The organism is Micromonospora sp. 067-2 (assembly GCF_046549295.1).
Classification (GTDB): domain Bacteria; phylum Actinomycetota; class Actinomycetes; order Mycobacteriales; family Micromonosporaceae; genus Micromonospora.
Window position 1 is genome coordinate 227,858 of record NZ_JAJPWB010000003.1, and the last position, 13,720, is coordinate 241,577.

At 70.3% G+C, this 13,720-nt stretch carries 7 protein-coding genes and 1 pseudogene; 2 read left to right on the top strand and 6 right to left on the bottom strand.

Annotation, left to right across the window (positions count from 1 at the left end):
- Window positions 1–6: 6 nt before the first annotated feature.
- A pseudogene (locus ACLJN9_RS07770) lies at window positions 7–1,044 on the top strand (LysM peptidoglycan-binding domain-containing protein); the annotation flags it as partial.
- A gap of 537 nt (window positions 1,045–1,581) precedes the next feature.
- Here the strand turns inward: ACLJN9_RS07770 and ACLJN9_RS07775 are convergent.
- A complete protein-coding gene (locus tag ACLJN9_RS07775) occupies window positions 1,582–2,433 on the bottom strand; it encodes a Rieske 2Fe-2S domain-containing protein (RefSeq protein WP_410810413.1) in 852 nt (283 codons plus the stop codon).
- Window positions 2,434–2,550: 117 nt separating this feature from the next.
- Between ACLJN9_RS07775 and ACLJN9_RS07780 the strand changes: the two genes are divergently transcribed.
- On the top strand, window positions 2,551–3,321 hold the full coding sequence (locus ACLJN9_RS07780) for a crotonase/enoyl-CoA hydratase family protein (RefSeq protein ID WP_410810414.1): 771 nt from the start codon (window positions 2,551–2,553) through the stop codon (window positions 3,319–3,321).
- Window positions 3,322–3,351: 30 nt separating this feature from the next.
- On the opposite strand, the gene ACLJN9_RS07785 is transcribed toward ACLJN9_RS07780, so the two are convergent.
- The 5 genes from ACLJN9_RS07785 to ACLJN9_RS07805 form a co-directional block, all read right to left on the bottom strand.
- Complete coding sequence (locus tag ACLJN9_RS07785) at window positions 3,352–7,062, bottom strand: discoidin domain-containing protein (protein WP_410810415.1); 3,711 nt, start codon at window positions 7,060–7,062, stop codon at window positions 3,352–3,354.
- A 55-nt stretch (window positions 7,063–7,117) separates the two neighbouring features.
- On the bottom strand, window positions 7,118–10,015 hold the full coding sequence (locus ACLJN9_RS07790; protein WP_410810416.1) for a discoidin domain-containing protein: 2,898 nt from the start codon (window positions 10,013–10,015) through the stop codon (window positions 7,118–7,120).
- A gap of 160 nt (window positions 10,016–10,175) precedes the next feature.
- Window positions 10,176–11,834 (bottom strand): glycoside hydrolase family 13 protein, encoded by a 1,659-nt coding sequence (locus ACLJN9_RS07795; protein ID WP_410810417.1) that lies wholly within the window; start codon window positions 11,832–11,834, stop codon window positions 10,176–10,178.
- Between the two features lie 18 nt (window positions 11,835–11,852).
- A complete protein-coding gene (locus ACLJN9_RS07800) occupies window positions 11,853–12,740 on the bottom strand; it encodes a carbohydrate ABC transporter permease (RefSeq protein ID WP_410810418.1) in 888 nt (295 codons plus the stop codon).
- Between the two features lie 11 nt (window positions 12,741–12,751).
- Window positions 12,752–13,705, bottom strand: coding sequence for a carbohydrate ABC transporter permease (locus tag ACLJN9_RS07805; protein WP_410810419.1), 954 nt, complete (start codon window positions 13,703–13,705; stop codon window positions 12,752–12,754).
- Between the last annotated feature and the right edge of the window lie 15 nt (window positions 13,706–13,720).

Below are 13,720 nucleotides of genomic sequence, written 5' to 3' on the forward strand. Positions count from 1 at the left end.
GCAGCCATGCCCGCATCGGGTCGGTCCCTCGTACGGCGCACCGGACGCATCTTCACCGGTGTCGGTGCGCTGGTCGTGCTCTGCGCGCTGCTGGTTGGCGCGCCGGTCGCGCTACTGGCCTTCGCTGGCAATCCCCTGCCTGACCATCTGCCCACCATCGCCGAGGTGGGCACCGCGTTGACCAGCCGGGACGACGGCCAACTCTTTCTGCGGGCACTGGCGCTGGCGGGCTGGTTCGGGTGGGCCACGTTCGCCTTCTCCGTCCTGGTCGAGCTGGGTGCGCAGAGTCTGCGCCGGCCGTCGCCGAAGCTGCCCGGGATGAGCCGCCAGCAGAAGGCCGCCGCCGCGCTGGTCGGCTCGGTCGCTCTCATCCTCGCCGCCAGCCCGGCGGCCGCCAGCGCCGCCGCGGTCTACACCGCTCCGGTGTACGCGAGCCCGGGCGCACCGACTGCCATCACCATGGCCGCGCCGCCCCGCGCGGGCGCGACACCCGACGCGGCGGCTCCACTGGCCCGCAGCGGGCCACTCGGGTTGGCCGGGACGGGGCCCGCCGCACCTGGCGGATCGGCGTCCAACGACGAGGCCGCCCCGGTGTACCGGGTGGCGCGGGGCGACTACCTCGGCGAGGTGGCCGAGCGTTACCTGGACGAGTTCGGCGACTACCGTCAGCTCGCCGAACTGAACCGGCTCGACGACCCGGACCGGATCCGCCCCGGCCAACTACTCCGACTGCCCACGAAAGCCGCCGACCAGGGCGCCCGGCAGCATGCCACCGGCCGGCTGGTCGACCGGCCCGCGAGGCCGAAGCCGCCGGCACCGCGGCCCGCGCCTGAGCGGACCGCACCGGAGCGGGTGGACCCGGCACCACCCGGCGGTACGCAGTCAGTAGGCCAACCACCCGCGATGACCGTCGGCGCAGCACGCGCCGGCACCACCGACCGGGTCAACCGACCGTTGGCGGTCTCCGCCGTCCTGGCCGTGGCGAGCATCGTCGGCGCCCAGATCGGCGCGGTACTGGGTCTACGCCGCCGCCCGGCCGCCGCCGGGATGGTTTCCCGGTTCGCCGCGTCCTCCCGCACGCCGCGAGGCGGCCCGGCCCGGAGCAGGGGTGCCGCATGGGCTGCCAGCCGGGCGACCGCGGCCATCGAAGCTCCAGCGACGCCGAAGGGCGGCACGGCAACGACGCCGAAGGGCGGCACGGCACCTCGTGACGGCGGGATGCCGCCTACCGGCAGCGGCCCCGCACCCGCTGGCAGCGCCGCCGCACCCACCGGCGGCGGCCCCGAACCCGCTGACACAACGGGTTGGGGTCTGGATTCCGTGCCGGACGGACCGCCGGTAGGCCGCCACCGACGCCGGTGATCGAGCTGTGCGGGCATTCGGCGGCTATGTGTCGAGAGAGCATGATGCCTCAGGGGCATAAATATGCCTCTGAGGCATCATCGTCAGAAGCATCACCGCCCCCGGCACCGCCAACCATCACCACCCCCGGCACCGCCGAACATCACCACCCCCGGCGAACCGACACCGGGGGCGCGGTGCGACGCGGAGGCCACAGTCGCGTCGATCGCGGCGCCGCTGTCAGGGTAGGCGGGTCTGCAGCACGCCGTTCTGGATCCGGGTGGGCAGGATCTGCTGGTCGTTGCCGGACGGCCCCTGCACGACCTCGCCGCCGTTGAGCCGGAACGCGCTGCCGTGCCACGGGCAGACCACGCAGGCGTGACCGTCGATATCCTGCACCTCGCCCTCGCCGAGCGGCCCGCTCTGGTGCGGGCAGCGCTCCAGCATCACGGTGACCTCGTCACCGTGCCGGTAGAGGATCACCGATACGTCGTCCACCTCGCGGGTGACCAGCGTGCGTTGTGGCAGCGCGGCCATCTCGGTCAGCGAATGCCAGCCTTCGCTGATCAGGTGCAGCTCGGAGATGCTCTGGTTGACCTGCGCTCCCTGCTTGTAGGCGAGGTGACCACCGATGTACGCGCCCAGGCTCACGGCGGAGAGCCCGAGATAGCCAAGGGCACGGCCGACACCGTGCCGGCCGGAGAGCCGCGCGGCCAGCGAGCCGGCGTAGAGCGCCACGCCGACGGTGTTCGCCGCGGCGTGCACGAGGCCGACCCGGCGCTGGTCCCGGGAGAGCGCCGCCCAGTCGTTCAGCCCGGCGACCGCCGCCGGCAGCGCGCTGACGGTGCCCAGGCCGACGAGCACGGTGGCGGGCCGGCGCTGCCCGGGCATCAGGTCCAGCACCGCGGCGCTCATCCAGGCGCCCACCGGCACCTGCACCATCGCCGGATGCAGCGGATGCCCCAGCGTCACCCCGTGCAGCAGGTCCCGCAGCCGCCGCGGACGCAGCGTGCCGAGGACGACCCGCTGCAGGCGGTCACCTGCCGGGTCCAGCCGGGATGCCTGCTCAACTTTCGTCAACAGTGCTCGCACCCGTGCCGACTTCCCGGCGAAGCCGGTCGCAAACCGGTCGGCGGTGACATTTCCGGAGCAAAGAGTGCAAGATCGACGAGGATTGTCCCGGCGGAGCGCGGGGGGCATGCTGGGCCGATGGGTGTGCGGGTGGAGCGTGCCGGGCCGGTGACGACGGTGGTGCTGGATCGGCCGGCGGCCCGGAACGCGGTCGACGGGCCGACCGCGCGAGCACTGGCCGACGCCTTCCGGGCCTTCGACGCCGACCCGGAGGCGGCGGTGGCGGTGCTCTGGGGTGCCGGAGGCACGTTCTGCGCCGGCGCCGACCTGAAGGCGATCGGCACGCCGAGCGGCAACCGTGTCGAGCCGGAGGGGGACGGCCCGATGGGTCCGACCCGGATGACGTTGCGCAAGCCGGTGATCGCTGCGATCTCCGGCTACGCGGTGGCCGGCGGGCTGGAGTTGGCGCTCTGGTGCGACCTGCGGGTCGCCGATTCCGACGCGACTCTCGGGGTGTTCTGCCGCCGATGGGGAGTGCCGCTGATCGACGGTGGCACGGTCCGGCTGCCCCGGTTGATCGGCGAGAGCCGGGCCATGGACCTGATCCTCACCGGCCGGGCGGTGCCGGCGGATGAGGCGTACGCGATGGGGTTGGTCAACCGGCTGGTGCCGCCCGGCCGGGCGCGGGCCGCGGCCGAGGAACTGGCGGCGGAGATCGCCCGGCATCCGCAGACCTGCCTGCGCAACGACCGGGCGGCGCTCCTGGCCGGCGGGGGTCGCCCGGAGCCGGAGGCTCTGGCGACCGAGCTGGCGTACGGGATGGACTCCCTGGCCGTCGACGCGGCGGCCGGTGCGGCCCGTTTCGTCGGCGGCGAGGGCCGGCACGGGGCGATGCCGCCGGGAGGGTGAGCCCCCCGACGGCATCGACCAGCGGTGGAATCAGTTGCGGTTGATGGTGAATGTCGACGTGGTGTTGCGGATGTCCACCGCGTTGTTGGTCAGCCGCAGGTTGTTGAAGGTGACCGAGCCGACCGCTGGGCCCTGACCGGGTTCCGGCTGCTCGTTCGCCCAGACCGCGAAGCCCGACTTCGCGTCGAAGGCGTCACCGCTCTTGCGGGCGCCGCTGATGGAGATGTTGGTGAAGACGGTGTCGGTGATCGGGTTCTCCGGCTGCGACCCGGTGTACTTGGTCTGGAACATGATCCCGGAGTACGTCGGATCGACGATGTCCACGTCGGACACCCGGATGCCGCGGAACTCCTTGGATGCGGAGAAGACCCAGATCGCGGGGAATGTCTGCGATCCCCAGAAGTGCCCGCCGGCTCGGATCAGCGAGATGTTCTGGAACTGGGTCGGCGGGCTGGCTCCGAACCCGATGAACGGGTAGCCGAAGTCCAGCGAGCTGATGGTGATCCCCGCGTACGTCAACATGTCCGCGATGTACAGGTTGCGGAAGATGTTGTTGTACCCGCCGTAAACCGCCAGCCCGGCCGCCCGCCAGGTCAGCGTGGCCGAGAGGTTCTCGAACACGTTGCCGTTGTTGGAGGTCGACGCGCCCGCGTCGGTCGCCGAGAAGAGGGCGAACGCGTCGTCGCCGTTGGACCGCCCCTCGGTGTTGGTGACCAGGTTGTTGGTGCTGCCGTTGGTCAGGTTCACACCGTCGGCGAAGGTGTTGCGGATGCGGCTGTTGCGGATGGTCAGCCCGCTGACGCTCACCCCCCAGTACGCGCAGACGGTGTGCTCGACCCAGACGTCGTCCAGGGTCATGTTGTCGACGTCCTTCAGCTCACCCCAGACCTTGCCCGGCCCGTCGATGCGGTTGGTGTAGTTTCCGAAGAACGCCAGGTGCGAGAAGGTCGACCCGCTGGCCGAGGACTGCACCCCGAAGCCGGCGTCGGTGTTCTGCTGACCGGTCGGCGTCTGGAAGCGGGTATACCAGATTCCCGCACCGACCACCGAGACCGCCTTGCCGTAGATCTGGAACTTCTGCGCGGTCTCGTACGTGCCGGCCGGCAGGTACACGCCGATCAGGTTGCCGGTGGTGTCCATCCGGACCGCGTCCAGCGCGTTCTGCACGTCCTGGTGGGTGAAGCCGGTCGGCACCCGGTAGCGCGCCGGATCCGGGTTGGCACGCGGAGCGACCAGCTCCAGGTTGATGAAGTCGATCGCGTACGTGGTGGTGTTGGCCGGATCCTTCTGCAGACGGATCGTGCTGCCGGCCGGGATGGTCGAGTTCAACAGCACGTTGGCCTCGTCGTACAGGTGCCGAGGCGGGCCGGCGCTCGGCGAGTCACTCGGGCTGGCCTCCGCGCCGTAGAGCCAGATGTGCTTGGAGGTCAGGTTGATCGGCTTGTGCAGGGTGCCGTTGACGTAGATGTTCAGCGTCGAGTCGATGCCCCCACCGCCGGCCGAATCCGGAATGGAGAAGCGCGTGACCAGGGTGTTGGTTGCCGCCCGGGTGGTCCACTCGACGTACGCGCCGGTGCTGTTCAGGGTTACCGCCCGGCGTCCGGACGCCTCGCCGCCGAGGTTGCCGATGTCCCGGTTCGGCCCGACCTGCCCGGCGCCGCCGCCGGTCGTGCCGTCCTCGGCCTCATACATGTCGTAGCCGAGGTTGGCGCCGCGCCCCACGAAGAGCGGGCGGTCGCTGGTGTTGTTCGTCTGCTTGACCGGCAGCTCGTTGCCGTCGGCCGCGAGCACCACCCGGACGGTGTACTTGCCGTTCGCGGCGGTCCAGGTGCCCAGGCTGATCGGGCCGACCGTCGCACCGGCGTTGATCACGCCGGAGTACGAGCCGGTGAGCGTACGGACCACGGTGCCCGCCTCGTTGAGCACGGTCAGGGTGATGCCGTGCGAGCCGGACGTGGACGCCTGGTTGCCGGCGTTGCGGATCGACACCGAGAAGGTCACCGTGCTGCCGGGCGGCGGGTTGCCCGGTGACCAGTCGACCGCGGAGGCGACCAGGTCCGAGCTGGCGACAGCGCTGACCACCAGCGGGCTGGGGTTGGTGTAGCTGTTGTTGGTGTCGTCGGACTCGACGACGGTGTTCGACTCGTCGACCTTCGCGCTCAGCGGGTAGCTGCCGGCGTCCCGGGTGCCGATGTTGGCGGTGACGGTGGTCGAGGCGCCCGCCGCGAGGCCGCCGACCGCCGCGGTGCCGACCCGGGTGGCGCCCAGGTAGAAGTTGACGTTCGTTGCGCCGGAGGCCGCCGAACCCGCGTTACGCACGGTTGCCGAGAGCGTGATGGTGCTCGTCTCGACCGGCGCGGACGGGCTGAAGGACAGCCCGGTCACAGTCAGGTCCGGGTTCGGCGCCGGAACACCGATGATCTGGAACTCGGCCACCTGGCCGGCCGGGGCACCGGTGTTCGACGCGATCGAGAGCCGCACGTCGGCCGCCGCACCGGAGACCGGGATGGTCACGGTGTTGCCGCTGGCCGGGCTGAAGCTGTAGTTCGCCGCACCGACCAGGGTGGTGAAGGTCGAGGAGCCCTGGTCCCGGCCGAGCACTGTGATGTTCTGGGTACGCGGCCCCCAGGCACCGTCCGGGTTCAGCTTCACCACGACCTGGCTGAGGCTGGCGTTGGCGCCGAGTTGCACGGTCAGCGTGCTCGGGTTGCCGTTGCCCTCCCAGTAGGTGGCCACGTTGTTGTCGTTGGCGTTGGCGGGCACGAACGTCTGCGTGTACCCGGAGGCGGTGATCGGCTTGCCGACCGCCAGGTTGGTGCCGGCCGGCGGGTTGCCGGTGCCGGTCCGGGTGACGGTGTTGCTGTTCGCCGACTGGTTGCCGGCCGCGTCCCTGGCCCGCACGTAGTACGAGACGGTGGCGCTGTCCGGCTGGTTGTCGGTGTACGTCAGGGTCGAGCCGTTGACGCTGGCGCGCAGTCCGCCGCCCGCGTAGACGTCGTACCCGGTCACTCCGACGTTGTCGGTCGACGCCGACCAGGTGAGCCGGATCTGCCCGCTGGCGGGTTGGGTGTACGCGAGGTTGCCGGGGACGCTGGGGGCCTGGGTGTCGGGGTTGCCGGCGGCGCCGTACACCTCGACCTCGGAGAGCTGGGCGGCCGGCCAGCCGGTGTTGCCGGTGACCTCCACCCGCAGGTAGCGGGTGCTGGTGGCCGTGAAGCTGACGGTCACGGTGTTGCCGGTGCCCGGGTTGAAGGTGTAGCCGGCGGACGCCTTCAGGGTGCTGAACGACGAGCCGTTGGTGGAGCCGAGCACCGACAACGTCTGGGTACGGGTCTGCCAGGCCGACGCGGGCGGCAGCTTGAGCACCACCCGGTCGACGCTGACCGTGGCGCCCAGGTCGGCCTGGATCCACTGCGGGAACGCGTTGTTGGCGCTCTCCCAGTAGGTGTCCGCGTTGCCGTCGTTGGCGTTGCCCGCCACGTAGTTCTGCACGTAGCTGCTGGCGGTCATGGTGGCGGAGAGCCCGGCGAGCAGGGCCGCGCGAGCCGAACCGGCCGGCGCCGGAGCCGGGTTGGCCACCGGTGCGGCAACCGCGGGGGTGACGGCCGGAACGGCGGTGACGAGCAGCCCGGCGAGTACGCCGGCGAGCAGCCGTCGACGGGCCGGGGGTCGGCCGGCTCGGGAGGCGGAACCGGGCGAGCCGGTTGGTGGGGTACCTCGGGTGGTGCCGAATCTGGACATGGGGTAGCTACACCTCTTTCGGGGGTGGGCGCAGGGACGGACGGGGGCCAATGGCCTAGCTGGTGTAGACCTCGAACTCGCTGAGCTGCCCGGCGGGCCAGCCGCTGTTGCCGGTGATGGTCAGCCGCAGGAAGCGCTGGCTGGTCGCCGTGAAGCTCACGGTGACCGTGTTGCCGCTGGCCGGGTTGAAGGTGTAGCCGCCGGACGGCTTCACCGTGGTCCAGGAGTTGCCGTCGGTGGAGCCGAGCACGGCGAGCGTCTGGGTACGCGTCTGCCAGGCCGACGACGGGGGCAGCTTCAGTACGACCCGGGACACCGACCGTGCGGCGCCCAGGTCCACGGTCACCGACTGCGGGAAGGCGTTGTTGGCGCTCTCCCAGTAGGTGGCCGCGTTGCCGTCGACCAGGTTCGGCGCGGCGTACACGTCGGAGTGGCTGGTCTCGGTGACCGGCCGACCGGCCGCCAGGTTGCCGCTGGGCGGCGGCGTGGTCGGGGGTGGGGTGGTCGGTGGTGGGGTGGTCGGTGGTGGCGTCGTCGGCGGCGGGGTGCTGGGCGTGCCGCCGTACACCTCGACCTCGGAGAGCTGGGCCGCCGGCCAGCCGGTGTTGCCGGTGACGGTGACCCGGACGAAGCGGCGGTCACCGACGGGCAGCCCGATCGACACGGCGTTGCCCGTGCCGGGGTCCAAGACCCGACCGGCGGACGCCGCCAGTGTGGCGTACGACGAGCCGTCGGTGGAGCCGAGCACCGACAACGTCTGGGTACGGCGTTCCCAGCCGGCGGGCAGCTTGAGCACCACCCGGTCGACCGACCGGGCCGCGCCCAGGTCGATGGTGAGCGATTGCGGGAAGGCGTTGTTGGCGCTCTCCCAGTAGCTGGCCGCGTTGCCGTCCACCGCGTTGCCCGCCGCGTACGTCTGGTTGGCGCTGGTCGCGGTCGCCGGACGGTTCAGTGCCAGGTTCCCGCTGGTCGGGGGTGGGGTGGTCGGGGGTGGGGTGGTCGGCGGCGGAGTGGTGGGTGGCGGAGTCGTCGGCGGCGGGGTGGTGGGTCCGCCGCCCCACTGCGGGTCCGGCCACGGGCCGCAGTACGGCGTCGGGGTGTACCAGCCGGAGTTGCCGGCGCCCTGGGTGATCTGGAAGCCGCCGCCGACGCAGTTGTGGATCGGGTTGCTCTGCGCGATGTTGGTGGCCCGTACGTTGGTGAACGACACCTGGCTGGGTGCCTGCACCTGGAGCGCGTACGTGCCGGCGCCGTCGATCCGCACGTTGTTCAGGTTGATGCCGCTGGTCTGGCCCTCGATCCAGTGCAGCGCCGCGTACGAGCTGTCCAGGATGTCGGTGTCGGTGATGTTGATGGTGGCCTGCTGGAAGGCCTCGTTGAGCGCGGAGAACCAGATCGCCCCGACGCCGAAGTTCCAGTTGAAGTCCGAGTTGCCGTTGCGGATCAACGTGTTGCGGGCGATCGTCCAGGTGCCCCGGACCGCGGTGTTGCCCTGCACCCCGGGGTAGCGGTTCGCGACGTGGATGCCGCCGCCGTTGCTGACCGAGTCGGCCGTCACGTTGTCGGTGATCGTGATATCCCGACCGCCGTAGCTGACCAGGTGGTTGGCCAGCAGGGTGACGCCGATGGTGTTGTGCGTGAAGGAGTTGTTGACGTTCGGCACGCTCTGCGCCCACATCGCCAACGCGTCGTCGCCGGTGTTGCGCAGGAACGTGTTGGTCACCGTCGAGTTGGTCACGCCGGTGTGGAAGTTCACCCCGTCCGCGGTCTGGTCCAGGATCCGGCTGTTGCGGATGGTGAAGTTGTCCATCGGGCCGTCCATCCACGCCCCGACCTTGGTGTTCTCCAGCCAGAGGTTGTCCACCACCGAGTTGGTCATCGCCCCGCCCAGAGCGTTGACCTGGTCGTCGTCCATCCGCTCCCGGATGTCACCGATGATGGCGAAGTCCCGCAGCGTGACGTTGCGGCTGGGCCCGCCGGCCTCGTACGGCCGGATCTCGCCGGTGTAGCCGCCGCCGGGGACGTACTTGCCGTAGATGCCGGCGGCCCGCTTACGGTCGGTGGGGTGCCGGCCGCCGAGCACCGAATACCACGGCCCCGCACCGCGCAGCGTCACCCCGTCGACCACCACGTGGTCCCAGAGCGTGAAGGTGCCGGACGGGATCCAGACGGCCTTGCCCTGGGTCTTTCCGGCGTCCACCGCGGCCTGGAACTTGGCAGTGGAGTCGGTGCCGCCGGACGGGTCGGCGCCGAAGTCGGTCACCACGTCCAGGACGCCGGCGGGCTTGGCGATCGGTGCGCCGACCAGCTCGAAGTCGGCCAGGTCGATGGTGAAGGTGGGCGACTGGGCGGTCGAGGAGACCTGCAACCGGATCTTCGTACCGGCCGGGTAGGTGCTGCCGAACAGCGCCCGCGTCTCGTCGTAGAAGTGGTGCGGGTTGGTGTCGCCCGGGTTGTTGTTGAACGGGTAGCCGCCGTAGTACCAGCCGTACCGTGAGGTCACCGGGACCGACTTCAGCAGCGCTCCGTTGGCCCGCAGGTCGATGGCGGCGTCGCGGCCGGTGCCGGCCGGGCTGTCCGGCAGGCTGAGCCGGAAGGTGACCGCGTTCGCGGGAGCGGTGAGGGTGAACTCGACGTACTCACCCACGGCGTCGAGGGTGACCGCCTCCCGGCCGGAGGCCTCGGACGGCAGCGTGCCGTAGCGGCGGTCCGGGCCGATCTTCGTGCCGTTGTGGGCGGCCTTCTCCGCCTCCTGCTCGAGAAACGGGACGGTGGCGCCCCGGCCGGGAATGTCGAAGGGGGACAGCCCGGCTGCCGAGGCCGGGGTTGCGGTGCCGGTGACCGTGAGGGCGGTCACCGTGGTCGCGACGAGCAGGGTGGCGGCGATGGCGGCCAACCCTGCCCGGGTCGGGTGTCGGAGGTGGTGCGGCGTGCCGGTGGTGTGGTTGGCCATGAGCTGCGCTCTCCCTTTCGTCAGGCAGGCCAGATCCCCCCGTGTCCGTGCGGCGTGGCGCGTGTCCCCTTCGTTCCTCCTTCCTCCCGGCGGCCCGCGGGCCGGGTGGGTGGCGTGGTGTCGGCGGCCGGGACGGACCGCCGACACCACGGCGATCAGGTCAGGCCGGTCCGTCCGCCACTCGAGCTCCGTCCGCCGACTGCGCGGTACGCAGCCAGACGGCGGTGTCGGGTGGCAGCAGACCGTCGTCGAGTGGCCCGCTGGCCAGCAACAACTCCCCCTCGGCAGGCAGCGGGACCGACGAGTCGGCGATGTTGACCAGGCAGCGGAAACCACCGCCGCGACTGAAGGCGAGCACTCCGTCCGGGGCGGGCAGCCAGGTCAACTCACCGTCGCCGAGCACCGGATCGGCGCGGCGGATCCGGATCGCCGCCCGGTACAGCTCCAGCATCGAGGCCGCGTCGCCGGTCTGCGCCCCCGCGGTCCGGTCCTTCCAGTCGGCCGGCTGAGGCAACCAGGGTGCTGCGGCGCCCTCGGGGCTGAACTCGAAGGGCGGCTCGTCACCAGCCCAGGGCAGCGGCACCCGGCAGCCGTCCCGACCGGGGTCGATCCGGCCGGAACGTTCCCACATCGGGTCCTGGCGCAGCGCGAACGGAATGTCCTCGACCTCGTAGAGGCCCAGCTCCTCGCCCTGGTAGACGTAGGCGGCGCCGGGCAGGGACAGCGAGAGCAACGCCGCGGCCCGGGCCCGGCGGGTCCCCAGTTCCAGGTTGGTGGGGGTCCCCTCGCGCTTGGCCGCGAAGCTGAACGTGGTGTCCGCCCGGCCGTACCGGGTGACGTGCCGGGTGACGTCGTGGTTGGAGAGCACCCAGGTGGCCGGCGCGCCGACCGGCGCGTGAGCGCTCAGCGTCCCGTCGATGCTGCCGCGCAACGCCGAGGCGTCCCAGGCGCAGCCGAGGAAGTCGAAATTGAACGCCGCGTGCAGCTCGTCCGGGCGCAGGTAGTTGGTGAACCGCTGCCGGTCCGGCATCCACACCTCACCGATCAGGGCGCGGTCGGGATACTCGTCGGCGACCCTCCGCCACGCGCGGTAGACGTCGTGCACCCCGTCGAGGTCCCGGAACGGGTGGGGCCGGTCCGGCACGGTCTCGGGCAGGTCCCCGTCCTTGACCAGCAACCCGGCCGAGTCGATCCGGATCCCGTCCACCCCCCGGTCGAACCAGAACCGCAGGATGTCCTCGAATTCCGCCCGCACCCTGGGGTGTTCCCAGTTGAAGTCCGGCTGTTCGGGGGCGAACAGGTGCAGGTACCAGTCACCCGGGGTGCCGTCCGGGTTGGTGGTCCGGGTCCAGGTCGGGCCGCCGAACTCGCCGACCCAGTCGGTGGGCCGCTGGTCGCCGTTCGGGCCCCGACCGGGGCGGAACCAGAACAGGTCCCGCTCGGGCGCGTCGGGCCCGCCGGCGAGCGCCGCCTGGAACCAGGGGTGCGCGTCGGAGCAGTGGTTCGGCACCACGTCGACGATGGTCTTGATGCCGAGCGCGTGTGCCTCCGCGATCAGCGCCTCCGCCTCACCGAGCGTGCCGAAGACCGGATCGATGTTGCGGTAGTCGGACACGTCGTAGCCGGCGTCGGCCATCGGCGACGGGTACCAGGGGCTGAACCAGATCGCGTCGACGCCGAGCGCGGACAGGTGGCTCAGCCGGGACCGGATGCCGGCGATGTCGCCGACGCCGTCGCCGTCGCCGTCGGCGAAGCTACGGGGGTACACCTGGTAGATCACCGCTCCACGCCACCACGAACTGCTGTCTGCTCTGGACACGAGCACCTGCTTTCTGGGCTATCCCTTGAGGCTGCCGGTCGTCAGGCCGGACATGATGTTGCGTTGGAAGATCAGGAAGATGATGACGGTCGGGATCGCGGCGATGACCGACGCGGCGATCACCACGTTCATCGGCGTACCGCCCGCGAAGGTGTAGATGCCGACGCTGACCGTCCTGGTCTCGGGCGACGGCATGACCAGCTTCGGCCAGAGGAAGTCCTTCCAGACCGCCGTCATGGCCAGAATCGCGACGACGCCGAGGATCGGGCGTGACATCGGCAGGATGATCGACCAGAGCGTACGCAGCGACGTCGCCCCGTCCACCAGGGCGGCCGCCATCAGGTCCTCGGGAATCGAGTCGAAGAACCGCTTCAGCAGGAAGATGTTGAATGCGTTCGCCACCAGGGGCAGCCAGATCGCGAACGGCGAGTCGAGCAGGTTGATGTGCACGATCGGCAGGTCGATCACGGTCACGTACTGCGGGACGATGAGCACCATCGCCGGGATCATCAGCGTTCCCAGCATCAGGGCGAGGATCACGTTGCCGAAGATCGGCCGGAGCTTGGACAGCGAGTACGCGGCAGCCGCGTCGAAGACGAGTTGGAACAGCACCGCGCCGATCGCGTAGTAGAACGTGTTGAACAGCAGCTTGGCGAGCTCCAGGTTGTTCCAGGCGTCGATGTAGTTCTGCGGTTGGGGATCCTTCGGAAACAGCGTCGGTGGGGTCTGTGCGATCTCCTGACCGGACTTGAGCGCGCCGGTCACCATCCAGTAGAGCGGCCCGAGGAAGACGAGCGTGAACCCCGCCACGACGACGACCAGCAGCGTCCAGTAGATGATCCTGCCGCGCCCCCGACTGAGCTGGGCATGGGAGATGAGGGTCCGGGTGCTGGAGTCCTGTGCCATTCCTCGCCGTCCTAGTCCTGTTTCGCGCTCAGCCGCAGGTAGGCGGCGGAGAAGCCGGCCAGCACCACGAGCATGATCACGCCCAGTGCGGCGGCACCGTTGAGGTCGTTCTGGAAGAACCCGTGCTGATAGATGAGGTACGCCACCGTGGTCGCGGAGTCCTCCGCGCCCGCACCGTTGGCGAGGATCAGGGGCTCGATGAAGAGCTGCATCGTGGCGACGATCTGGATCATCGCCAGGAGCGCGAGGATCAGCCGGGTCTGCGGGATCGTCACGTGGCGAATCCGCTTCCAGATCCCGGCGCCGTCGAGCTCGGCCGCCTCGTAGAGCTCCCCGGGGATGCTCTGCAGCGCCGCCAGGTAGATGAGCACGGCGCCACCCATGTTCATCCAGGTCGACGCGATCACCATCGCCGGCATCGTCATCTCGGGAGACTGCATCCACTGCGAGGTGGGCAGGTGCAGTGCCTTGAGGATCGCGTTGAAGAGCCCCGACTCGCTGGGGTCGTACGCGTAGAACTTGAAGAGGTAGAGCGCGGAGGCTGGCGGCAGCATCACCGGCAGGTAGACCAGGATCCGCAGGTACCCCTTGGCGTGGCGGAACTCGTTGAGCAGGATCGCCACGAAGAACGGCACCGCGTACCCGAGCACGAGCGCGAGCACCGTGAAGTAGAACGTGTTCTGCCAGGCCGTCCAGAAGCTCGGGTCGGCGATGATGCGGGCGTAGTTGTCCCAACCCACCCAGGTGGTCTCACCGCGCCGGGTGCGCTGGAAGCTCATGACGATGCCGCGGATCATCGGGTACCACGAGAAGACGACGAAGCAGAGCACCGCGCCGATCAGGAACGTGTGACCGGTGAGGTTGTCCCGGACCTTGCGGCCGAGGCTCGTACGGTGTGGCCCTGCGTACTGCGGCGTGGGACGACCCGGTTTCCTGGTGGTAGCCGGGACGGTGGTGATCGCCAAGGCAACTCCTGCGTG